This is a genomic window from Caballeronia sp. SL2Y3, from assembly GCF_022879575.1.
Classification (GTDB): domain Bacteria; phylum Pseudomonadota; class Gammaproteobacteria; order Burkholderiales; family Burkholderiaceae; genus Caballeronia.
The window spans coordinates 193,558-217,587 of record NZ_CP084262.1 but is presented as its reverse complement, the minus strand read 5'-3'; the positions used below and the strand labels follow the sequence as shown (position 1 = coordinate 217,587).

General features: G+C 65.1%; 13 protein-coding genes and 1 pseudogene. 7 read left to right on the top strand and 7 right to left on the bottom strand.

Translation table 11 applies throughout. From position 1 onward, the window contains the following. Positions 1–12 precede the first annotated feature (12 nt). The 3 genes from LDZ26_RS19975 to bcsB are packed head-to-tail and all read right to left on the bottom strand — an operon-like array spanning position 13 to position 7,442. The gene (locus LDZ26_RS19975) at positions 13–4,023 is read right to left on the bottom strand and encodes a cellulose synthase subunit BcsC-related outer membrane protein (protein ID WP_244850977.1); all 4,011 of its coding nucleotides are present in this window, start codon (positions 4,021–4,023) and stop codon (positions 13–15) included. Then, positions 4,023–5,207 carry a cellulose synthase complex periplasmic endoglucanase BcsZ gene (gene bcsZ / locus LDZ26_RS19970; protein WP_244850976.1) on the bottom strand — a complete coding sequence of 395 codons (1,185 nt, stop codon included), beginning with the start codon at positions 5,205–5,207 and terminating at the stop codon, positions 4,023–4,025. The genes LDZ26_RS19975 and bcsZ overlap by 1 nt, the downstream gene beginning before the upstream one ends. 3 nt (positions 5,208–5,210) lie before the next feature. Next, positions 5,211–7,442: a cellulose biosynthesis cyclic di-GMP-binding regulatory protein BcsB gene (gene bcsB, locus LDZ26_RS19965; protein WP_244850975.1), complete on the bottom strand. Its 2,232-nt coding sequence runs from the start codon at positions 7,440–7,442 to the stop codon at positions 5,211–5,213. Between the two features lie 220 nt (positions 7,443–7,662). Here bcsB and LDZ26_RS19960 point away from each other — a divergent pair, with 220 nt between their 5' ends. The 4 genes from LDZ26_RS19960 to LDZ26_RS19945 all read left to right on the top strand — a co-directional run bounded on the left by LDZ26_RS19960 (position 7,663) and on the right by LDZ26_RS19945 (position 13,823). Next, positions 7,663–8,103 (top strand): diacylglycerol kinase, encoded by a 441-nt coding sequence (locus LDZ26_RS19960; protein ID WP_244851105.1) that lies wholly within the window; start codon positions 7,663–7,665, stop codon positions 8,101–8,103. 528 nt (positions 8,104–8,631) lie between these two features. Next, on the top strand, positions 8,632–9,966 hold the full coding sequence (locus tag LDZ26_RS19955) for a TAXI family TRAP transporter solute-binding subunit (RefSeq protein WP_244850974.1): 1,335 nt from the start codon (positions 8,632–8,634) through the stop codon (positions 9,964–9,966). A 477-nt stretch (positions 9,967–10,443) separates the two neighbouring features. After that, positions 10,444–11,514 carry a DUF3443 family protein gene (locus tag LDZ26_RS19950; protein WP_244851104.1) on the top strand — a complete coding sequence of 357 codons (1,071 nt, stop codon included), beginning with the start codon at positions 10,444–10,446 and terminating at the stop codon, positions 11,512–11,514. A 323-nt stretch (positions 11,515–11,837) separates the two neighbouring features. Beyond that, entirely contained in the window at positions 11,838–13,823 is a 1,986-nt protein-coding gene (locus LDZ26_RS19945) for a hypothetical protein (RefSeq protein WP_244850973.1), read from the top strand. 158 nt (positions 13,824–13,981) lie between these two features. Here the strand turns inward: LDZ26_RS19945 and LDZ26_RS19940 are convergent, their stop codons facing one another. The 4 genes from LDZ26_RS19940 to LDZ26_RS19925 all read right to left on the bottom strand — a co-directional run bounded on the left by LDZ26_RS19940 (position 13,982) and on the right by LDZ26_RS19925 (position 19,839). After that, positions 13,982–16,285 (bottom strand): filamentous hemagglutinin N-terminal domain-containing protein, encoded by a 2,304-nt coding sequence (locus LDZ26_RS19940; RefSeq protein ID WP_244850972.1) that lies wholly within the window; start codon positions 16,283–16,285, stop codon positions 13,982–13,984. Between the two features lie 1,018 nt (positions 16,286–17,303). Next, positions 17,304–17,741, bottom strand: a complete 438-nt coding sequence (locus LDZ26_RS19935) for a response regulator (RefSeq protein WP_370650756.1) — start codon at positions 17,739–17,741, stop codon at positions 17,304–17,306. Next, positions 17,731–17,994, bottom strand: a complete 264-nt coding sequence (locus tag LDZ26_RS19930; protein ID WP_244850970.1) for a hypothetical protein — start codon at positions 17,992–17,994, stop codon at positions 17,731–17,733. The genes LDZ26_RS19935 and LDZ26_RS19930 overlap by 11 nt, the downstream gene beginning before the upstream one ends. Before the next feature lie 123 nt (positions 17,995–18,117). Then, the gene (locus tag LDZ26_RS19925) at positions 18,118–19,839 is read right to left on the bottom strand and encodes a methyl-accepting chemotaxis protein (protein ID WP_244850969.1); all 1,722 of its coding nucleotides are present in this window, start codon (positions 19,837–19,839) and stop codon (positions 18,118–18,120) included. A gap of 343 nt (positions 19,840–20,182) precedes the next feature. Here LDZ26_RS19925 and LDZ26_RS19920 point away from each other — a divergent pair. The 3 genes and pseudogenes from LDZ26_RS19920 (at position 20,183) to LDZ26_RS19910 (ending at position 23,622) form a co-directional block, all read left to right on the top strand. Then, positions 20,183–20,670 (top strand): annotated as a pseudogene (locus tag LDZ26_RS19920) (chemotaxis protein CheW). 28 nt (positions 20,671–20,698) lie between these two features. Next, positions 20,699–22,240 (top strand): methyl-accepting chemotaxis protein, encoded by a 1,542-nt coding sequence (locus LDZ26_RS19915; RefSeq protein WP_244850967.1) that lies wholly within the window; start codon positions 20,699–20,701, stop codon positions 22,238–22,240. Positions 22,241–22,887: 647 nt separating this feature from the next. Beyond that, positions 22,888–23,622, top strand: a complete 735-nt coding sequence (locus LDZ26_RS19910; protein ID WP_244851103.1) for a Crp/Fnr family transcriptional regulator — start codon at positions 22,888–22,890, stop codon at positions 23,620–23,622. Positions 23,623–24,030: the final 408 nt, after the last annotated feature.

The following is a 24,030-nucleotide window of genomic DNA, read 5'->3' as shown; positions in this document are numbered from 1 at the left end:
CTCCAGCGCCGGTCAATAGCTCGAATACAGCCGCACCGGCTGCGGGCTGATGCGGTAATCGTCCTTGCGCGCCGAGAAGGCGAAGCGCGCGTAGACCATGCCGGAACTCGGCGCGTAGTCATGCGAATGATCGATGCTCACGCGAGCGCCGATGGCCAGTTGCGGATTCACGCGATATTCGACGGTCGCCGCGACGCCATAGGAGAAGCTCACGCCCTGCGTAGACCCGCCGCTGAACTTGAGCTGGCTGACATCCACCGGCGACAGACCCGCCACGGACGGAAGCCCGTTCGGGAAGTACGGCGAATCTTTTTCGTACGAATTCGACACGCCGCCCGTCACCGTGACGTCCCACATGAAGCCGTTGCGCTTGCCCATGAATTCGAGCGGCACGCCGAGCGACAGATACCGCTGCGGGCTGTAGTAGCCGCCCTGCCCGAACGTGTAGTAGCGCAGGTTGTCCGTGTAATGCCACGCATTGGCAACGAGACCGGTCAGCACGCGCATCGTCGCGCGCTGATACACCGGCACGCTGAAGCCCGTGCGCAGCGTGAATTCCTGATTGCTCGCGACATTGCGCCCGGTCAGCGCGCCGACGCCGAGATCCGCGAAGGTTTCGATCCGGCCGATATCCGCGCCCACATGGAGATCGACGCCGTCGCGCCGCACGCCGCCCCAGACCGCGTGCGTGAGCGGATCGGTGAGTCCCGCGTAGGCGAGTTCGCTGCTCGTCACCGGGCGGCGCGACGCCGACACGGAGAAGCTCGCGGGGCCGGCATCGAACCGGTAACGCGCGCCGCCGACGAGGTAATGCACGGGAAAGCCGAGCGGCGTCGAGCCGAGGTCGAAGCGCCACTTGTCGGAGAGATAGCCGACGCCGCCGCCGAGACCGTTCGCGTGCTGGTGCAGGTCGCCGGAGGTGACGGCGCCCGCCGCATAACTGCGCAGCGCCGCCGCGTCGGTGAAAAAGCCCGCCGTCGTGCCGAACGTGTTGACGACGTACGGTATGGTCGACCCGCCGCGGCCGCTGACATCGAGCGTCCCCGCATCCAGATGCACCGCATCGGCATGAACAAAAAAATGCCCGTCATAGCCATACGGAATCTGCGCGTAGACCGGCACCTGTTGCGCGTGATACTCCGACACGCCGGCATCGCCGGACTTGTAGGCGGGAATCCAGCCGGTCTCCACTTCCGGATTGCGGCGCTGGCCGAGATCGTCGAACGCCTCCTGCGCGGGCGTCAGGCGGATTGCGCCGGCGGGCGTGCCGAAGGAAGTCGTGCTCCCCGACGCGCTGCCCGACGCGCGCTCCTGATCCATCGACAGCCGATACAGCGACGCCGCATCCGCGTAATCGCCGAGGTCTTCGGCGACGCGTCCCGCCTGCAACGTGACGTCCGGCCGCGCCGGATAAGCGACGCGCAGCGGCTGCACGATGCCCTGCGCGTCCTGCGGGCGGCGCAGCGCCGACAGCCGGCGTGCGGCGGACAGGCGCGTGTCGATATCGTCGGGCGGCGCGGCATCGACCACGCGGCGCACGAGAGCGAGCGCATCGCGGCGCTCGCCGCTGCGGCCGCTGTCGCCGAGCACGCGAGCGAGCGCGAGCTGCGTCTCGGCATCGTCCGGCGCTGCCGCCAGCACGGGCGCGAGCGCCGCGCGCGCCGCCGCGTAGTCGCCTTGCGCGCGTGCAAGGTCGGCGAGCTCGAATGCGTAGCGCCGGTCGCGGCGGCCCGCGTCGCTCACGGCCGCGAGCAGCGCGCGAGCGCGCACATAGTCGGCTCTCGCGATGGCGTCGTCGGTCTGACGCAGCGCCATGCGCAGCGACTGGTCCTCGAGCCGTTCCGACTGGCGCGGCGTCAGCGTGCCGGCGCGGCGAACGTGCGCGAGCACGTCGGCGAGTTCGGATTCACGCCGCGCAGCACCCAGCAGATCGCCGTAGCGCAGACGCACATCGATGTCGGTTTCCTGCGGATGCGCGGCCATCCAGTCGCGCAGCAGCGCGAGACCGCGCGCCGTCTCGCCGCGATCGATATACACCGAGCCGATCGACGCGAGCATGTTCGGATCGTCGCTTGCCTCCGATTGCGCGCGCGCGAGCGCCGCCCGAGCCGCGCGCGCATCGTTGCGCGCGTACGCGGCGCGGGCGTCGATCAACGCCTGTTGCGCGTCGAGATTGCGGGCGAGCGCGCGCATTGCGTCGTTGCGCTCGGCATCCGGCACGAGCGCGAGCACGGCTTGCGCGCCGGCGAGATCGTCCGTCGAATTGCGATACAGCGCGCTCGCGTAACGCATCGGCGTTGCGGCATCGAGCGCGAGGCCGTCGTCCATCACGGCGCGGCCCAGTTGCGGCAAGCCGAGATCCCGATAGATGCGGGCGAGCGCGAAGCGCGTCCACGGCTGATTCGGTTCGAGCCGCAGCGAGGCTTCGTACTGCTGCGCCGCCGGACCGTTGAGGCCGCGTTCCGCGAAGCGTTGGGCGCTTGCCGCAACGAGATCGGCGCGCATCGCGACCAGGCTCTGGCGATCGTCGGCAGCGGCGAAGCGGCTCTGCAGCGCCTCGATGAGCGGGCCGACCTGATCGCCGCGACCGGTGGCTTCGAGGAGCGTGCGCATGCTCCGCAGCGCCGACAGGCTCGGCGCGGGACCATCGACTTGCGCGCGCAGCATCGGTTCGGCGGCGCGCCAGTCGCCCTGCGCGAGAAGCGCATCGGCGAGCAGAAGCTCTGCGTCGGCGTTGCCCGGCTGCATCGCGAGCGCCTCGCGCGCGTAGCGTGCCGCATCGGCCGGCTTGCCGGCGCCGGCGGCGTCGCGCGCGTGCGCGAGCGTGCCCCAGAACTGCGCCGTGCGGGCGAGCGCCTGCCATTTCCCGCGATTGTCGGGCGCGAGCGTGGCGGCGCGTTCGAATAGTGCGCGCGCCTCGTCGCGCTGGCCCGCGCGCATCCTCACGAGACCGAGACCGCCGACGGCTTGCGCATCGCCCGGACGGGCCGCCGCCGCGCGCGCGAGCAAAGGCTCGGCCGCAGCGAGATCGCCGCGTTCGAGGGCAGCGAGGCCGCGCTGCTGCGCGATGTAATCGGGATCGCGCTCCAGCTTTCGCTGCGCTTCGATGCGCGCGTCGAGCAGATCGGCGCGGTCCCTGAACTCGGTGTCGTCGGGAACCACGACGAGATACGCGCGCAGCGCCGGCAGATACGCGGTGTCCGCGCCCGCCGACTGCAAGACGTGACGCCAGACGTCGAGCGCGGCGTTGCGGTCGGTGTCGGTGCGCGTCGCCAGTTTCCAGGCGATGCGGTTCGCCTCGGCGCGCGTCGCGTCGCTGGCGTTCAAAAGGCGCGCGAGCGTCAGCGCGGCGTCGACGTCATCGGGATCGGCCGCGACCCGGCGATGCAGCGCATCGAGCGCCTCGCTGCGGCGCGCGGGCGTCGCGGCGATCATCTGGTAATACTCCGCGCCGAGCGCCCCGGAGGGCGCGCCGTTCGGAAAGAGCGCGACGAGGCGGCGCGCGGCTTCTTCCGACTGGCCGCTTCGCGACAACAGCCGGATGGTCGCCAACTCCGCGCGTCCGCTGACCGCGACGCGATATTCGTCGTCGACCTGCCGCGTGAGGCGCGCCTCGGGCGCAGCGTTTTTCATGCGCGCGAGCGTCGCCTGCGCTTTCTGCGCCTGGCCGAGCCGCAACTGGACGCGCACGCGCTCGGCCAAGAGGCGCGGGTCGTCCGGCGCGATCAGCAATGCCTTGTCGACGGCCTGCAACGCGAGATCGTCGCGATGGCGGTTCGCCCACGCGCGCGCGGTGCCGTAGAGGCGTCCGGCCAGCGGCGGCAGCGCAAGCGCATCGGCTCGCGTGGTGTCATCGTGACCGGCAACGCGACCGGCAGCGGGGATGGCGGCGGGGATGGCAGCATGGGCGCTCGTCGCGGGCAGCTGCACCGCGCACACGACGCTCGCCGACATCAGCGCGGCGGGCAGCAGGCCCGGTCGGGTGCGAAGCGGGGTGCGAGAGGTGGTGGGAAGCGCGCGCATCAGCGAGTGCCTCCGCACTGCGAAGCCGCCGTTTGCAACGCGCCTTGCGCCGTAAAGCGATAACGTCCCTCGCGCCAGCCGAGGCCGAACAGCGTCAACACGCTCGTGTAGTAGCCGGGCGCGGCTTCTTGTTCCGCCCGGGCGGCTTGCGCGTCCGCGACGCCCGTCTCGCCGAGCGCCGTGAGCAGCGGCACGGCGGCGGCGGAGAAGCCCGCGTTGCCGTCGTTCGGACCGGCGCGGCCGGTGCGCGTATCGACACGTTCGGGCGGCGCGCCATGCTCGCCGATGTAAGCGGCGAACGGCGTGAACCGTTGCAGCAGCGCGGCGCGCGCATCGTCCGACGATGCCAGCATGCCAGCCCACAGATAGACGCGAATCGCGTTGTAGGCGCTCTCGGCGTGCGTGTCGTCGTCGGGCTGGAAACCGTCATGCGCCCGGTACAGCGCCCAGTCGGGCGAGAATCCGCGCGGCGCGGTCTCGGCCAGCATCCGCGCCGACGAGGCGGCAAGACGCGGCCAGCGGGCGTCGTCGGCAAGACGCGCGCCGATGCCGCGAATGACTTGCAGCGGAACGTAGCTCGGATTCACGCGCCACGAATCCGCGGACGGATGAAACCCGGTCGGGCCGGGCAACACGGTGAGGCCGAGCCCGGGCAGCATCGCGCTTTCCTCGTCCAGCACGCGCCGCGCGAGCGATGCGCCGCGCGCCGTGTAGCTGCGCTCGCCCCACGCGCGGCCCGCCTCGAGCAGCGCGTAGGCGATCCACAGATCGGCGTCCGATGCGGCGTTCGCGTCGAGCACGCCGAACGTGCCGGATGCGTCGCGGCCCCACAGCCACGCGGGCAGGCGGGCGGTGAGGTCGCCGGCGGCGAGGTTGTCTTCCGTCCAGTGGAGAATCCTGTCGAAGCTCGCGCGATCATTGGCGACGAGCGCGAAAAAGAGCCCGTACGACTGCCCTTCCGACACCGTCCGCTCATCGGCCGAGCCGACGTCGGTCACGCGGCCGTCTTTCGAGACGAAGCCGCTCTTGAACGCTTCCCAGCGCGGCCACGACGGCTGGCAGGCAAGCGGCGCGGCGCTGTCGGTCGGGCTGGCGGTCGGGCTGGCGGTCGCGCCGGCGCTGGCGCAAAGCGCCGCCACCGCGATCGCGACCGCGCGTCGCAGACGTCGAAAAACGCGCGTCATCGCTCAAAGTCCCTTGCGGCGGGAGGCCAGTTCCTGCAGCGCGGCGAACGCGGCGACGGCGAGCAGCAGGCCCGAGACCGCACCGAGAAGGCCGAGCAGCACCGGATGCCCGACTGCGTGGCTCCATAGCTTCGCGTACCAGGGCACATAGCCGACGACATAGGTGTCGCCCACGCGCATGCTATCGACGCCGCCGCGCCGCACGAGCGACACGTCGCCCTGCACCTGCGTGATGCGCTCGGAACGTTCGAATACGTCCAGCAGATCGTCGAGACGGCCCTGTTCGGTCGCGGCCAGCGCGATCACGCTGCGCCCTTTTTCGCCCGGCAACTGGAAGCCCATGAGCGCGGCGAGCGGTCCGCTCTGATCGAGCGACGCGCCGCCGTTCGTCACACGCTTGCCGTCACGCCACTGCTCCCGGACCGAGAACGACGCCCGCGTGACGCCGTCGTTCTTCGGCGCGGAATCGGCGATGGAGAGCGGCAGCGCATCGCGCCAGCGCGCGAGCACCGGCGACGACGGCGCGCCGCCGATCACGAGCAGATCCTTTTGCGCGACGCCGGGCAGGTCGCCGGGACGCGCGATCGTCACCCGCAGGCTCGGCAAGCCGGTCCACTGGCCCATGTGGCCGAGCATCGTGAGCATGGCTTCGAGTTCGGCGGGCGATGGACGGTCGGGAATCACGATGGCCGTCTGCGAGAGATCCGCGTATCGCGTGAACGGGAAGCCGCTGTTGGCGAAGTACGCGAGATTCGGCATGCGCGCGTAATGCACGAAGCCGGAAAAGTCGATGGTCGAATCCGGATCGACTGCCGCGCGCGCCGGATTGGTCGCCACGCTCGCGCAGAGGCCCGTCTTCTGCGAATCGAGGGCGAATCGCAGTTGCAGCTGGTTCGAGCTGCCGACGCGGAACGCCGGAATGTCGAGCGCGTTCGCCGCGCCGCTGTTCGCGCCGGACATCAGCGGCAACTGGATGCGGCCCTCGCTGTCGTCGGCTTTGGCGACGGGCAGGCGGAACGACTTGACGAGCTGATCGTTGATATCCACGGCCAGCGACGAGTTGTTCTGCACCGTCGGCGCCGTATAGCGATACTTCAAGTTCAGCGGCACGCCTGCGGCGTTCCACGAGAACAGGTCGGCGGGCACGCGCAGGTTCAGGCGGATTGCGTCGGGCGTGCTTCCCGACACTTGCAGTTGCGACGCATCGCCGACGAGTTCCTTGAAGCTGACCGGGCGATTCGTCGGCATCCAGCGCGGCGCGTCGTAGGGCTCGCGCGGCTTGCCGATGTCGACGCGCGCCACTTTCGCCGACGCGCCGGACATGGCCGCGCGGCCGAGCACGAGGGCGTAGACGGCGTCATCGACTTCGGCTGCATTGCGGCCCGTCACGACGAGCAGCTTGCGATCGGCGGAGGCCGGGTTATCGGCGACGAGAATGGTCGGCCCGTCGATGCGCGGCAACTCGACGCCCGCCGGCAAGCGATCGCGCGTGCCGATGACGACCGCATGTTCGTTGGCGGGCAATGCGTTCAGCGCCGGGAAGCGCGCCTGCCGGTAATCGGCGAGCGCGCCGAACCACGACGCGAGCACGCCCGCGCTTCTGAGCGTCGCGCTGTCGGCGGACGCGGGCAGCACGAACGGCAGCGTGAGGCGACTGACATCGCGGGCATCGAAAAACGGCGCGGGCAGCAATGCGAGGTCGTTCGGCAGCTTGATCGGCGCGGTATCGAGCACGAATTGGCTCGTCGGGCTCACGTCGACCCAGAGCGCCGTGTTGGCCGGATCTTCGCAGTGGTCGATCGTGTAATGGCCGATGAAGCGCAGCCCGAACTGGTTGTAATCCGTGAAAAGGCGCGGATCGAGCGGGATGTCCTGTGTGACCATCGACCCGGCGTGCTCCTTGTCGAACGGCACTGTGGCAATGACTTCGTTGTTGACCGACACCTTCACGTGCGACAGCGGGAACACCAGCGCCGGCGAATAGGTGTAGCGCAGCCGCAGATGCGCGCCCGTCACGACGCGATCGAGCCGCACGCCGAGCGATACCGAGCGCGCGTCTTCGATGCCGCGCAACTGCAGCGCCTGCCACGCGCCGAGAGCGGAGAACGGGATGTGGGCGGTCGTGGCGCCGACGTTTTCACTGGCGCTCGCGACGGGCGCGGGAGCAATGGCAGCGGCATCGAGCGCGCAGGCGGCCAGCGCCAGCGACAGGCATAAGCGGACAACGGATTTCATCGGCAAATCGGGAAGATGTCTCGGGCGCGCGCCGCGCGGCCGTTGTTCGGCGTCGTGGCGACGGGTGCGGGCGCGATGGCGGCCGCGCGAGGCGTCGTGAATGGATTTCCTCGCCGGTGCTGCGAAAGAGCGGGCGAAACAAACGCATAATGTCGGACAGTTCGGTTCAACTCGGGCATCCTTGAAACATCCTTCGAACAAACAACCGCCACGTCGCGTCATGGTCCGGCCAACTTCTTCCACCCACTCGTCGTCATCCGCCAGCGAAGGCGCCATCGTCAAACGCCGCGGGCTGCTGCGCGGGCTGTTCGCGCTGCGTCATTCGTGGGACGGCATTGCCGTCACCTGGCGCGAGGAAAGCGCCTTCCGTCAGGAAGTGTGCGTGGCCATCGTGCTGCTGCCCATTGCGTTTCTCGTTCCTGTCGCCACCACGGAGCGCGTGCTGCTCGCGTCGTCCGTGCTGCTGGTACTGCTCGTCGAGCTGATCAATTCGAGCATCGAGGCGGCGATCGACCGCATCTCGCTCGAACGGCACGAGCTGTCGGGGCGGGCGAAAGACTGCGGCAGCGCGGCGGTCACGTTGTCAATCGCAATCAGCGCGATGACCTGGGCTCTGATCTGCGGTCCGGCGGTGTGGCGATGGATAAGGACCCATCTGTGATTCCCACGTGGCCGGATAGATGTCTGTATTTCGGCGGGAGGTCGCAAAACTTGAGATCGGTCGCAAAACTTCGTGGAGCGATAGCGCTGATTTTGTAATCTGGCGTTCGGGAACGGATGTCGGAGGAGCGAGGCATTGGGAGCCGTCGGCTGCTGCTCTCGCTGTATCGATGTATTGCCGGCAGGTGGCGCGCGCTGCACGCAGATCCTGAGGCGCCCTGCGCCGCTCCGCTGATCAGTTTGCGTCTACCGCCTCGGCGCCTGCGGCGCGGTCGCTGCGGCGGCCCGCGACCGGAGAATGCGCAATCAACGACACTTTTCCGCGCCTGTTCGGCACATCGCCGGGGCGACGAGTGCCTTAAGCTCTCCCGATGAACTTGTCATGCCAGATGGCCGCCTCGGAGACGAGGGAACCGCTGTCGTTGTGACAGCCACCCGAGAACCGGTTCCGACGCCATGATCGCCCACATCCTCACCGAAGCCAGATCATCAGCCTGTCCGCCACCTGGCCGACGCAAGACGTGACGTGATGCGTGCTCTCAACCTATGGCGCTCCGGGAAAACGATTGCGCACAGCCTTCCGGGCAAGATCGCGCTTGGCATCTTGTCGGTCGTCGTCACGATGATGCTCGTCTGCTGGTTGTTGAGACCGGCGGTTCCGCGCAGCATCACCATCAGTACCGGTCAGCCCGACAGTTCGCTGTTCTGGATGGGCAAGCAATACGCCAAAGTTCTCGCGCGCTACGGCATCACGCTCAATGTCGTGCCTTCCGACGGTTCACGCGAGAACCTCGAACGTCTGCTCGATCCGGCCCAGCAAGTCGACGTGGCGCTGGTTCAGAGCGGCGTCGCCCGGGACCAGCAGGCGGCCGAACTCATGTCGCTCGGCAGCGTGACCTATGTGCCGTTGCTGGTGTTCTATCGCGGCAATCTCATGACGTCGTTGTCGCAACTGAGCGGAAAGCGCATCGCCATCGGCCGTGAAGGCAGCGGCACGCGCGAGCTGTCGCTCAGACTGCTGGCGGCGAACGGCGTAACGCCCGGCGCCGACACGACCCTGCTCTCGACCGACGGGCTTCAGGCCGCCACTCAGCTCGTCGATGGCGAAGCCGATGCCGTGATCCTGAGCGGAGATTCGGCCACGCGCGCGCTGATGCTGCGTCTGTACAAGGTTCCGGGCATCTCCCTGATGGATTTCGCCGAAGCACCCGCATACACGCGGCGCTTTTCTTATCTCGACGAGGTGGACCTGCCGCCCGGCATACTCGATCTCGGCCGGCGCGTTCCGTCGCAGACGGTGCACCTCATCGCGCCGACGGTCGAACTCGTGGCGCGCAAGGGGCTGCATCCGGCGCTGTCCGATCTGCTCATCGAGGCGGCACAGGAAGTCCATGGAAAATCGACGATCATGCAGCGTGCAGGACAGTTCCCGAACCCGATCGCGCGTGATTTTCCTATCAGCGAAGAGGCGACTCGCTACTACCGTTCCGGAAAGAGCTACCTGTATCGCACGCTGCCCTTCTGGCTCGCAAGTGCGACGGATCGCGCGCTGCTGCTGCTTCTGCCGCTCATGGTGCTCATCGTTCCGGCGCTTCGGCTCGTTCCCGCGCTATACCGCTGGCGGATCCGATCACGTATCTACCGGTTCTACGGGTGTCTGCTGGCGGTCGAGCGCAAGGCGCTCGCGCTGCCCGCTGAGCACAGCCGCGAGGCGCTGCTTGCGGAACTGGTCTCCATCGAACGGTCGCTGGACGCAATACGGCTTCCGCTTGCCTACGCCGATGCGCTCTATATCTTGCGGGAACACGTCGTCCTGGTGAGGACACGACTTGGCGCCAGGATAGAACGTCCTGTCCATGCCTGACCGCCGGTGCGCCGCGAAGCGACCTGGCGATGCGCGGCACCTCGCGCACCAGCTCAAGCCACCGTGCGCGCGGCCGTTATACCGGGAAGGCTTTGGACAATCTCCCGAAGCATCGAAGCGGCGCACGTTCTTCCGACGATATGCGCGGCACTGCAACCGATGTCACGGACGGCACGAACCGCCCGGTCCGTGCCCGGGGCGCAGCCATCATTCCGGACATGAACAGACATGCGACGTTTCCTCGGCACCCTCGTTATTCTCGCGCTTCCCTTTCTCGTATCGTGCGGAGCAAGCTCGGCTACGCCGTCGAACGAGAACGCTGCGGCGGCCAACGCGACCTCCTCGACGGGGGCGACATCTGCTGCGGGTGCATCGGGTCCGGCGGCAGCCGCCACCGGTCGACCCGGCCCGACCATCGTCGCGACGAATTCGTCCAACGCTGCGACCGCTCTTGCCGACAACGTCATACCGTTGAGCGTGCAGACGCCGAACTACGACATCAACCGGGCCTTGATCAGCGTGACAGTCTGCGTGCCCGGCACGTCCGTGTGCGAGACGGTGGATAACGTGATGGTGGACACGGGCTCCGTCGGCTTGAGATTGCAGCGCTCGGCGCTCAAGCATCCTGAACTCTTCCCCGCGACGGCAGGACCCGACGCTCATGCGCTGGCGGAATGCTATCGCTTCGTGTCCTCGGCTGCGTGGGGAGTCGTCACGCGCGTGGATCTCAGATTGGCTGCGATGCAGGCATCCAGTGTTCCGATCCAGATCGTCGATGAAGCAAGCGCATCATATGCGGATCATCCACGCCCCGACTCCTGTTTGAATGGCGGCAAGCCGACGTCGAACGGAACACTCGGCATCGCTGCGGTCTCCCTGAATGACTGCAAGGACCCATGCTTCATTTCGCTCAGGACACCGCGATATTACGAGTGCACCGTGGATGGATGCACGCCCATTGCGAAGCCGGTGCCGGCGACTTTCCGTGTTGTTCATCCGATCGCGGCACTTCCCTCCGACAACAATGGCTACGTGCTCGACGTCCAGCCCGTTCCAGCGTCAGGCGCCATCGCCACGCCGGGAACGCTTACGCTCGGCATTGGAACGCGCTCGAACAATGCGCTCGACGTGACCAACGTGGTCGATCTCGCGCCGGATGGAACCTTCACCACGGTCTGGAACGGGCAGTCCTATTCCGCAAGCTACTTCGATACCGGCACCGAAGAATATTACTTCGCCACTTCGCCGGCTGAAGCGCGCGAGTGCGGCTCCCACTGGTGCGCAACGCCCGAAGCAGAGTTCTCCGCGACGCTGAAGGGCCAAACGACGGATGCGACCGCGAAGTTCCGCGTCGGCGATTCGGCCAGTCTGGTGCGCAGCGGCAACGGCGCATTCAGAAACGTCGCCATGGTCGCTAACCAGGACTCGCGCGCATTTGTCTGGGGCATGCCCTTTTTCGTCGGACGCAAAGTGTTCGTTCGGATGACTGATGGTTCCAGCGGGTCGGGCAATGCCTATTACGCGTTCTCCGATGCAGTCTTTCCGTAACGCGTTCGCCGGAAAGAATTACACCTTCGCCAGCGACATCGTGCCGGACCGGTTCGCACGAGCCTCAAGTCGATAATCCGCACGCCGTTAAGGTCGTCATGGTTCGGAAACTGAAAAGCGCATCGGAGAGGCGATCGCTTCATCAGGGAAACGAAATTGGCGAGCGCACCGTGAGCGCATCGCCATTCAATCAACCCACTTATGATCGCTCTGAAATCGTGAAGCCAACCCTTATCAGTACCGCAGCGCTTGCCGTCTTCTCATGCTCCGCCCTTGTCGCGTGCGGCGGCGGGTCCGGGCCGTCCAGCGCCGGCAGTGTCTACATGGGTCCGCTCAGTCACGCGACGGTCGAAGTCCATGAGCTCGCGGCGGACGGCACCGTGTCCGACAAGCCGGTCACGACGACGACCACCGCAGCCGACGGCTCCTTCGTGCTCAAATCGGCACTGCACTATCCGGTGTTCGTCCGGGTCACCGGCGGTTCTTACGAGGAAGAAGCAACGGGCGTCACGACTACACTCAACGGCGAACTCGACGCGGTGTATCTGACCGCGCCCTCGCAGATGGTGGTCTCCATGTACTCGAACGCCGTCGTCGCCGACGCGCGCGCCGCGGGCGGCCTCACGGCCGACAACATCGCGTCGGCAATGTCGCGTGTGAACGCGTTCGCGGGCGATATCGACGTGGGCGAGACCGCGCCGACGTTCGTCTCGACCGGCGCCACGACGGATGTTTCGGACGGCGCGAAGATGGCCCTCGCGCTCGGCGCCGAATCACAAAGCCGCACGTCGCTCGGCCTTTCGGTCGTCGACAGCACGCAGAATATCGTCGCGCAAGCGGGCAACGGCGACACCCTCGCGCAATGCAACGCGGGTGCGGGCAACATCAATGCGGACGGCTCGCTCGACGCACCGGTCAGCGGCAACTGCGCGATTACCACGGCCGCGGCCGCTTACGTCGGCGGCGCTCGCAACAAGTCCGGCATCAAGACGTTGTCGGCGCTCAAGAACGTGATCCCGGGCCATGCGGCCTCGGTGTCCGTCAGCAGCGCGGCGTGTACGGATCGCGACAAGCTCCTGAGCGAGCTCGGCACGCTCTTCGCCAATCGAAAGAACGAGGTTCAGGCACAGCTCGGAAACGGCGTCACCGTGGCGAACTGGAAAAGCTTCGCCAACGGCGGCACGTGGGGGCCGTTCGCCGCGAGCTACGGCCCGGTCACGGCCGCAGCCTGCGGCAGCGATGTCGGCGCGTTCCAGCGCGAGCTCGTCATGGCCGTGGAGAACTACTGGGTCGATCAGGGCATCAACTATTGCCACCATCACATTCCCGGCTGGCTGCCGCCGACGTCGCCCGGGAAGTTCCGCAACTTTTCTTCCGGCGGTACTTCCGGTGGCAGCACGTCCAAGATGACCTGCACGGCGAACCGTCGCGCCGATGGATCGCAGAGCCTCGCGCGTTTGACGAAGAGCGACGAGATTCAGTGGGAAGGCGTCGATTGTTCCGACTTCACGTCATGGGTGTACAACTTCGCCGGCCTGACGCAGGCAACGAACAACCTCGAAACGGGTATCGGTTCGCAGGCATGCTCCACCGGCGACGATCCGCTGGTGAGTTCGGGACAGCAGGAGCCGGGCGTGTTGCTGGACATCAACCAGGGCAACATCGCCAGCATGGTCGATTATCTCAAGCCGGGCGACCTGCTCTATATCACGCAGAAGGCGACGGTTTCGGCCGACGTCGGCACGGTCACGACGGCGGACGGCTACGACGTCTCGCACGTGATCACCTGGACCGGCAAGCATTACAGCGAACTCAGGGCGAGCGATCCGGCGCACTTCGGCCTCGATACGCTCGGCAAGGTCGGATCGCGTCTCGGCGTTGACCTCGCGTCGTACCTGATGACCCCCGATGGCAAGGCCGTGCCGGTATCCGAGCTAGGCGGATCGGCGGACACGGACCCTTGGATGATCATCGACAGTCACTATGCCGGACCGGCGTATCGCCCTTTCGTCATCAAGAATGCGACGATGAAAGCCGACTGGTACGCGGCAAGCCTCTCGCACGTGCGCCGTATCATCGATGCCGACAAGGTGCAGGCCGATCCGGTGCTCGCGCCGCTCGTCATCACGCGGACGGCGAGTTCGAGCAACAGCGCGGGTCCCGTGCTGACCTTCGCATCGAAGGCGTCATGGGCCAGTGGGACAAACGGCTACAAGCTCGTGTACCAGCGTCCGGATGCGAAGTCCATTCCTTCATGCTATCGCGTGGGTACGCCGCCGGTTTCTGCGAACACCGTAGCAGCGCAGTAAGAGTCGTCGGGGACTGGCCAGCCCGAGCGACGGGTGCATCGTCGTCGCTCGGCAGCCGTCATAAAAAAGCAGAGGTGCATCCGCAAGTCTCAACGCCGGTCAGCGACCTGATGGCGCCGCTGCTGGCGGCAACGAGCGACGGCCCCGGTCAGATGCACTCACGATCCGAAGAACCAGCGCAGATACGGTCCAGTGTACGAACTCGGCATGGACCAGACGCCATTGGCGCTGAAATTCCAGCTCGGGCCGTAGCTGGAAGTTTGTCCGATCTGCTCGTTCGTCAGCCCGCTCGACGCCGGCACCGCGTTGCCCGATCCCACGCCCGCCGCCGCGATGAACGCGTCCTTGTTCCAGAACACGTTCCCGGCGATTCGCCCGCTGTTCGTCCCGGCAATCCCGCCGGCAATCCCGCCCGCCTTCGTGCCCGCCGGCGGCGTGAAGGTCGATTCCGAATACGACTGGCAGATGCCACCGCGATTCGCGCCGACCAGCCCGCCCACAACCGCGCCCACAACCGCGCCGCCGGACAGCGTCGCATCCGCGTAAGACTGCGTGATGTGGCCATTGTTCTGGCCGACGAGTCCGCCGAGCGTCGCTTGATTGCCCGCCGTCATCCTTCCTTCCGCGAAAGACTGGCGCACGGTGCCGTCGTTCTGTCCGGCCAGCCCGCCGACCGTGCCCGCGCCGTCGATGGTCACGCCCGTCCAGGCCTGCTCGACGGTGCCGCGATTGATGCCGACCAGACCGCCCGCGCGGCCGCCGCTACCGGTGGAGGTGACTTCGCCCGTTGCGCCGACGTTCACGATGCGCCCATCGTTCTCGCCTGCGATCAGCCCGACCGCGCCGCCCGCCGAACTCGCGCTGGCTTCGGCAAGCGTGAAGTTGCGCACGATGGCGCCCCGCCCGATCACGCCGAACAGGCCGGTCGTCGTTCCGCCCGACATGTTCGCGACCGTCGGTACGTGTCCCATGCCGTCGAACTGTCCGGCGAAAGGCGCGGCCGCCGTGCCGATATTGGCGGCGTCACCTGCATTGGGAACATAGAGGCTGTTGCCGAGCGCATACGTGCCTGCGAGGTCGTTCTTTATCGCGCTGAGATCGGCGGCGCTATTGACGAGCTTGTACGCGGTGTATTGCGTGAGCAGGCCGCTGAACGGTGCGGGCCGCCACGCCGCATTCGTGCGGACCGTGCCTGCGGTATAGCTGCCATTGATGTCGTATAACGCCGATACGATCCCTGTGCTGCGCGACCAGTCGATGGTCCCGCGATTGGTCACGCTGCCGCCTTTGTCGAAGCCATGCGCATCCGCATTCAGCGTGAGCGATGCGCTGCCCTCGTTGGCGATCGTCGCCCCCGGCGCGATGCTCAGCGAGTGCGCAGCCAGCAACTGAAGCGGCGCGGCGCCGGTCCAGCGAAGGCTCGAGCCCACGTCGATGTTGCCCTCGCCGTTCGCGCCGAACTTGCCGTCCGCGCCGTCCGCGTTCACGGTCACGGATGCGCCGCCGCTCAGGCTCGCGCCGAGCGTTTGCGCCGTGGGTGCGTCGATCGCGAAGTCCGCAGTGGTGAGCTCTATCCTCGATGTGTCGATCTGCGCGCCGCCGATCCGCACGTTCCTGCCCCTCACGTTGACCGCGCCGCCCGTGCCGTCCGCGTCATGCGCGCTGATGGCCGCGCCGCGCGCATCCACGGTGCCGGTTTCCGCGACCAGCCAGACCTGGCCGCCGCGCGTGGCCGTGGCCGTGGCGCGCAATGCGCCGGATCGCCCGGCGAGCGCGAAGATATTGCCGTCTGCCGCCTGCAGATTGATGAGCGCCGCCCGCACCGGACCGGAGTCGGTCACGGTCGCGCCGCTTCCGACCGCGACGCCGATCTGCGGGCCATAGGTGCTGTCCACCAGACTGACCGTGCGGCCCGCCGCCATTTCCGCCGTGCCGGCGGGCGCCTCGATCGTGCCTGCATTAAGGATCTTGTGCGCCGAGATCAGAAAGACGTCGCCGCCGGAAGAACTGATCTTGCCGAGGTTGACCACATCCGCGTTGGACGTGCCTTTGAACAAGGTCTGGTAAGAGACGTTGAAGTCGTCGTTGCTGACATCGAGCGTCGAGGCGACGAAGCGCCCGCCCGTCGACACCACGCCGCTCGGCCCGATGAGCACGCCGTGCGGATTGATGAGCCACACGCTGCCGGTCGCCTTGAGCGTGCCGTAGATGGCGGAGACATCGTTGCCGATGACCCGGTTGAGCGTCGCGCCGGAGCCGTTTGCGATCGACACTGTATGGCCCGGCGCAATCGAGAATCCCTTCCACTCGATGATGCCCCGATACCCCGACTGCGTGACGGTCAGGACGTTGCCGCTCTGCGCGATGTTGCCCGTCCCGACGACGAACGCCCCGCCGACCGGCAGCGGCTGCGCCGCATGGGCGCCGGCGCTCGCGATGCCGGCGATGAAGGCGATCCGCACCGCCGTACTCATCCGCGATGAGGTGAAAGGCGGCAAACGGCGGCGCTGCCGTTCGACGTACGCGTTTCTCATCAAGCGACTGAAGCGCATAAATCCTCCGCAGCCCCCTGCGGGGCGGAACGTCGAAGCGCATTGGCGAAAAGCGCGGCTTTGCGCGACGCCGCCCTCTAATAGCCTACTAACAAAGAACGCTTACATCCAGTACCGGGCCGCGGATGCTTCGAGTAGCGTAGCGTTAGCGAACGACCGTCCCAGACCAGCGCGCGCCGTTGCCAGGTGCGCTCTTGTACTGAAACGGCGAAGGCGTGCCCCGAGGGTCAGTCTTGGCATATGCGCTGTAAATCGCGGCCGCCTCGCCTCGCGCTGGTTACTATACAAAAACCCAAAGGTATAACAACGCGGTTCTTGCCGGGATTCGGATACGCGGGCTTATAGTCGATGCAAACCGCGTCCCAGCGATTTATTCCTGTATTTCGTGTGCGGACACGCGATGACGTAGGCCAGGACGCTCTTCACCGTTTCGTCGGGATGCGACAGGCGCGGCTATCAGAACGCGCCTGCAAAATCAGACGCCGAAAATGAAAGCAATGCGCCAAAACAACGACGATTGACCGCAACCGCCGTTGGTCGATCTCGGGCCGCGCAACCGGGGCCTTCTCGGCGGCGGCGGAAGTAAGGGTTAACAGCCGTCGGTAGTTCTAAAGAAACAGCATGGGGCGGCCGACATCGCAATTAGGCGGTCACCAATGCCCGCTTCTTCCCGAAACGAACGTTCGAGGTGCGCGATGTCACGGATTTTCAGCATCATTCGCAAGATCAGCGGCCACCTTATGCCGCAGGCCAGACTGGTCCCCGTCTCATGCGACGACGCGCGCAGACGCGCCGCTATCCGCGGCGTGCGTATCTAACGAAACCAGCCATCCTTTGAACGAACGACGGTCGGCGAGCCTCCGCCGTCCGCCGTCCGCCGTGCCATAGCTTCGTGTCGTACGAATGCCGGCTTACGCTGACGACGTAGTCACATAAAGACAGCACCGAAGACCGCTGAGCCGCGATCTTCGGCGGCATCGGTTTTCGGAAGCGGCGCAATTTGCGCCAGCTTGTCGGCCAGTGCAGCCTCGGAGAAGGGCTTCACGACATAGCCGCTAGCACCGGCTTGAATTGCCGCCAGCACGTTCTCTCTTTTCTTTTCGGCAGTCACCATCAGCACCGGTACGTCACCGTGATGCTCGGACTTGCGAATTTCCTGCAGCAGGGTCAACCCGTCCATATTGGGCATGTTCCAGTCAGTAATGACGAGGTCAAAGCGCTGCTCTTTCAGCCTGTCGAGCGCCTGAATGCCATCGACTGCTTCTTCGATGGTGGTGTAACCGATCGTCTTCAGCATCTTCCGAATCAAGCTGCGCATCGTGGTCAGATCATCGACTACCAGCAACCGCATTTCCTTACTCCTTATCTGTTGATGCTTCTTTCTCTTTGTGCGCCCGTTCCAACTGCGCGAGCGCGGCCTGACGCGGCGTCAACTGCGTAGTTGCGCGCGGACGTATGGCGAGGCCTGTCTCGACCCCGCCGCCGGGCGAAGTGCCGGATGACCGCAGAAATTCGTCTAGTTGGAAGCAGGCCCTGATGACCGCCTCGACCGCGTCCCGCGCAAGCTTGCCGTCGATCTCCTCGAGCCGACGACGAAGTTCATGCAGTTGCTTGACCATGTCACCCATCTCATGACGAATCGCGACATCCCTCTGCGGTCCTTCGTCGGAAGGCGGGAACAGGGAAGAATGCGCCTCTGGCCTCGGGCCGTCAGTCTTTAGCGACATGAGGCGCCTCCGCGATCAGAACGTCGACCAATCGCCACTGTCGGCGGATGCGAATTCCGCTGCAACGGCCGCCTTGGGGCGTTGGGAAGGCGACGACGACCGTCGAGCCAACTTTGCGCTAGCGCTCGCCGCCGGCAACACCGGTTCCGAGCGTGCGGCCACCGGCTTTTGTTCGAAGCTGCTGGCGTCGTTGACCTTGAAGATCGAGACGACATCGCGCAGGGCACCGGACTGCTGCGCCATCGACTGCGCGGCGGCACTGGCTTGTTCAACGAGCGCGGCGTTCTGCTGCGTGACCTCGTCCATCTGCGAGACGGCTACGTTGACTTGTTCGATGCCCGCGTGCTGCTCCGTCGAAGCCGCGGAGATCGCGCCCATCAGGTCCGCGACGCGCTTCACCGACGTCACCACCTCGGTCATTGTCTCGCCCGCCTCTTCGACAAGCTGCGAGCCGACGCTGACCTTATCGACCGATGCACCGATCAGGTCTTTGATTTCCTTTGCAGCCGTTGCGCTTCGCTGTGCCAGCGTGCGCACCTCACCGGCTACGACGGCGAAGCCTCGCCCCTCCTCGCCTGCCCGAGCCGCTTCGACAGCCGCGTTCAGCGCAAGAATATTCGTCTGAAAGGCGATGCCCTCGATCACTGCGATGATCTCAGCCACCTTGGACGAACTCGCGCTGATTTCCTTCATCGTTTCGACAACACGGCCAACGACCTCGCCCCCGCGTTCCGCTAGCTCAGACGCGTTCGATGCGAGCTTGTTGCCCTGCATGGCGTTCTCGCTGTTTTGCTTCACCGCCGAGGTCAGTTCTTCCATGCTCGCGGCCGTCTCTTCCAACGACGCGGCCTGCTCTTCGGTTCGCTGGCTGAGGTCAGTGTTGCCCGCTGCGATCTGTGCAGACGCGGTGGCGATGCTCTGGCTTCCCGTGCGGACCTGACCGACGAGGTCAGACAGACGCTCGTTCATGTTGCGAAGTGCACGCAACAATTGGCCCGTTTCGTCTTTCGCGTCGTCGACGATCACGGACGTCAGATCGCCTTCGGCGACAGTCTCTGCCACCTGTACCGAGCGACGAATCGGCGCCACGATGGAGCGCGTGATCAGCACGGCGGCGCCGACGCTGCCGAGCAAGGCGAGCACCAGCAAAATCGCCGTCACAACAAAGGTACTGTGATAATTACTGGCGGCCGCGTCGGCCGCATCGTTGGCGCCCTTTCTGTTGATCGCGACATCCTTGTCGATCAACTCCATCACCGGTGCCAAGAGAAGAGAAGATTCATTTCCAGCAAGGAGGCGAACTTCGTCGAAGTGGCCATCGCCGTCGCGTACCATTGAAACGATTTTTGCGTCGGCCGTCAGGTAGACCGACAACGCGGCCTTCAGATCGTCGAAGACCTGCTTCTCTTCCGACGAGGACACCATCGTCTGATATTTGGAGATCGCGCTGTTGAGCGCTTGCAGAGCATCGGTGTGCTTCTGCACTTGTCTTTCCCTCTCCTGAGCATCGGTCGTCAGCACCATCACCAACGTCGCACGTCTGACGGCGTTCGCCGATGCGCGAATATCGCTTAGCGTTTGCACACTGGGTAACCAGTTCTGCGCGATGTCTTCCGTACCTCGATAAACCCGCGAGACTTGAAGCAAAGCCAAGCCGCCGATCAAGCACAGCGACAACAGGGCGATGCCGAAGCCGATACCGAGCTTGGCTGCGATGCGGATATTCCTGAACTGCATGTGAGCTCCTTTAGTGGCGATTGCATTTCAATGGTTATCGGCAACGCACGCACAACAGTCGAGGACAAACGGTTCACCGCCGCCCGATATATTGGTGTTCTGCGGTAACTATTGCCAGGAACAACGCCGCAGTGCGTGCCGCGAGCCTTTGCGCCACAGATCTCGTGGTCCTTGCCGCTGGACAGGCTGATCGGGAGTCGCAAAGTTTGCGACCCAGCCGGAGAACTTAGAAACGTGCGGCGCGCTGTTCAGTTTCTTTCCACGATGCCGTTGTCTGAAACTACGGCGCGCGTCCGCCCTGGGGTGTGGGTGCGCGAGTACCCTCGAACCAGCACTTGCGGAAATGAACAGCGATCACAGACACGGTGCGCCCGAAGCGGGCGGCCAGGAATTCTCATCTTCAACCTGGGCCAGGAGCAGTACGGCATCGACATTCTCAAGGTCCAGGAAATTCGCGGATACGACGCGGTGACGCGCGTTTCCAATGCACCCGTGTTCATCAAGGGCGTGATCAACCTGCGCGGGGTGATCGCGCCGATCGCCGATATGCGCCTGAAATTCGAGTTGGAGCGCGCCGCGTATGACGAACAGACGGTTGTCGTCGTGCTCAACGTGGCCGGCCGCGTGGTCGGCATCGTCGTTGACGGCGTATCGGACGTGCAGACGCTTACGCCCGAGCAGATTCGTCCTGCGCCGGGCTTCAACTCGACGCTCGACACCGACTACATCACCGGCATCGGGACGATCGACAACCGAATGTTGATCCTGATGGACATCGAGAAACTCGTGACCAGCGAAGAAATGTCGCTGATCGAAAGTGTTACCGCCTGACACGCCAACGAACCCACCCGCTAACGACATGACCTTCTCCAAAAAACTCTGGCTTCCTCTGCTGCTTTGCCTCGTATGCCTCGCCGGAGTCTCGATTGCCGATGCATTGCGCATGCGCTCGATCCGCACTGAACAGACGCAGCTAGACATCAAGCACGCCACCGAAGTCACGAACAGCATCATTCGTGAATTCGCCCAGCAGGCCAGTAGCGGCGCGATCACGCAGGATCAAGCGAAGCAAGGCGCGCTCAACGCCATCCGTGATATTCGCTTCGGTGACAACGGCTACTTCACCGTGTTCGATTCACAGGCCAAAGTGCTTGTGCATCCTTTCAAGCCGGATTTCGTCGGCAAGACGATGATGGATTTCAAGGACCCGAACGGCCTCTACGTGTACCGCGAGCTTATCGATGTGGGCAAGCGCCAGGGCGCAGGCTACATGTACTATTCGTTCGCGAAACCCGGCACCAATGCAGTCCAGCCCAAGATGTCCTACGTGTCGGTGTATCAGCCGTGGGACTGGTTCGTTCTCACCGGTGTCTACATCGATGACATCGATGCGTCGTTCTACGCGTCGCTCGAATGGAGCATCGGCGCGCTTGCGGTGATGGCTGTTGTGCTGAGCGTTGTCGTGTTGCGCCTGAATCGCGGCATTTTGCGCTCGATGGGCGGTGAACCGGCATACGCCGCTGAAGTCGCGAACCAGATCGCGGACAACAATCTCGCGGTCGAGGTCGCTACGGCGCCCGACGACCGCTCGAGCCTCATGTATTCGATGGCTCGCATGCGTGCTCAACTGCTCGGCGCGGTCGACAGCGTGAAGACCTCCGCGAACGCCATTGCGAGCGCAAGCCGTGAAATAGCTGTCGGCAACACGGACTTGTCATCGCGCACCGAGCAGCAGGCGGCATCGCTCGAAGAAACCGCAGCGAGCATGGAGGAACTGACCGCGGCGGTGAAGCACAACTCTGAAAACGCGCGTCAGGCCAGCGGCTTGGCGGGGAATGCCCGCGACGTTGCGCAAGAAGGCGCGACGATCGTAGGCGACGTCGTGGGGACGATGGCCGAGATCGAGCAAAGCTCGCACAAGATCGGCGAGATCATCGGCATGATCGAAGGGATTTCCTTCCAGACGAACATCCTCGCGCTGAACGCTGCGGTGGAAGCGGCGCGCGCCGGCGAGCAGGGCCGCGGCTTCGCTGTGGTCGCGGGCGAAGTGCGCAGCCTCGCGCAGCGCTCCTCTACGGCGGCGAAGGAGATTCGCGAGTTGATCGAAGTCTCCAGTTCGCGCGTGCGTAACGGTACGGAACTCGTTGGCCGCGCGGGCGAGACGATGCAAAAGATCGGCTCGGCGATTCAGAAGGTGACCGACATCATGGACGAGATCGCATCTGCATCGAACGAGCAGAGCCGCGGCATCGAGCAGGTGAACCAGGCCATCAGCCAGATGGACGAGGTCACGCAGCAGAACGCCGCGCTCGTCGAACAGGCGGCGGCCGCTGCCGGTTCCCTTCAGGATCAGGCCGAAACACTGCGCGCGACGATGTCCGTCTTCAAGACGGCCGCCTGAGCGGACAGCAGGGCGCGCCTCTAGTACCGCGTGCGGGGAAGGATTGGCGTTCTCGCACGCCAGCGGTCTTGACTCGCGAGGCGCACGCCGCCTTCGCGTCGCGAACGAGGAGCATCAGCACCCTCGGTCGCCGAGGAGACTGCATCGCGCAAGAATGCAACATTTCTGCTCGATGCACGTATCGCACGCCTCGGGGCCGCGAGGCTTACAGGTAGCTATTCGCGCCCGGACATCGCCACCGTCCTTGCAACGTTCTTAAACGCCTCATTAAGTTCCTCCCTACCCGCCTCCTCACGCCATTTTCCGCAGTAACAAGGTTCCGCAAACGTTTTAACTCGACCATATCGTGCAAAGCGCGGAGCGATGCCCCTATCGCGTGCCTTTTCGACGAATCACGAATGAATCAAAACCGCGCACAGCGACCGGAGCGCGCCGGTGACTGTCGGCCTAATCCCCTCCTGGTATGAGCTTTGGCACGGCTCTCGCTTATGTATGAGCAGGCACATAAAAAATGGCGCGTTCCGTTCGAAAGCGGACAGCGCGACGGTGCTACGGGGTCGGCCGCAAGACTTCGGCGGATCGAATCGCTCGATCCGAATACGGAACGCGGCCGAAATAAAGTACAGCGCGACAAGACGAGAGACCAAATGTTGACATTCAAGTCGGACCTTCACGGCAATCATTTGCTGGGCGCCCTTCCCTCGCTGGAATGGGAACTCGTAGCAGCAGACCTCGAACTCGTTCAGCTGCGCGCGGGGCAGCTTATTTGCGACTCGGGCAAACGCATCCACCACGTGTACTTCCCGACGACAGCAGTCATCACGATGTTGCACACGATGGAAGACGGCGGCAGCGTCGAAGTGGCGGCAATCGGACGCGAAGGCATGACTGGCGTGCCGGTTTTGACCGGCGGGGACACCATGCCCGCGCGCGTGCAGGTACAGGTAGCAGGGTCGGCGTACCGCATGACCGCCAGCGCACTCAGAGAGCACTTCGGCCGCTCGGACCTGCTCCGGCGCATCACGCTTCTGTATATGCAAGCGCTGCTCACACAAGTGGCCCAGACCGCCGCGTGCAATCGCCATCACGCGCTGAGCAAGCAAGTGTGCCGGTGGCTCCTGATTCAAGCGGACCGTGTACGGTCGGACGAGATGCGAGTCACGCAGCAATCGATCGCCGACATGCTCGGTGTGCGTCGCGAAGGGGTCACCGAAGCGATCGGGAAGCTGCACGACGCGGGGCTTGTCCATAACACGCGCGGATGCGTCAAGCTGCTCGACCGGACGGCCCTCGAAGCGCGCTCGTGCGAGTGCTATGGCATCGTCAAGCGCGAGTTCGATCGGATGCTGCCGGGGACGCGTCAGGCGGATGCACTTGCGTAGGATACCTAACTATGAGACGGCGCGTCGGGGTTCGCGCCTTGTCTCGTGCTAATGACGCAGCTATCGCTCGCGTTACCTCGTACGGTGGGTTTTCCCGCCGGTGGCCACCTTACCGGCCGGGTCGAGACTATGCGGTCACCCGGAGTTGGCCGCGGTATTTGACTAAACGGCGTTGAGTCGGTGCAGAACCCGGCCCGTTCGAAGAACCATGGCCGTCATCGCCAGGCTGCGCGCTGCATCAGACGTTGTTCACGAGCACACTGAAGCGCCGTCCAGTCCCCTCGCCGCCGTCAGCAAGCAATGCGGCGGCGATTCAGAAAACGACGCGCTTAACGGCGTTCGCCGAATCAGTGACATCCCGCCCGAAACCAGCGACCGTATTACAAGCCGACAACCCGACCAGCGCCG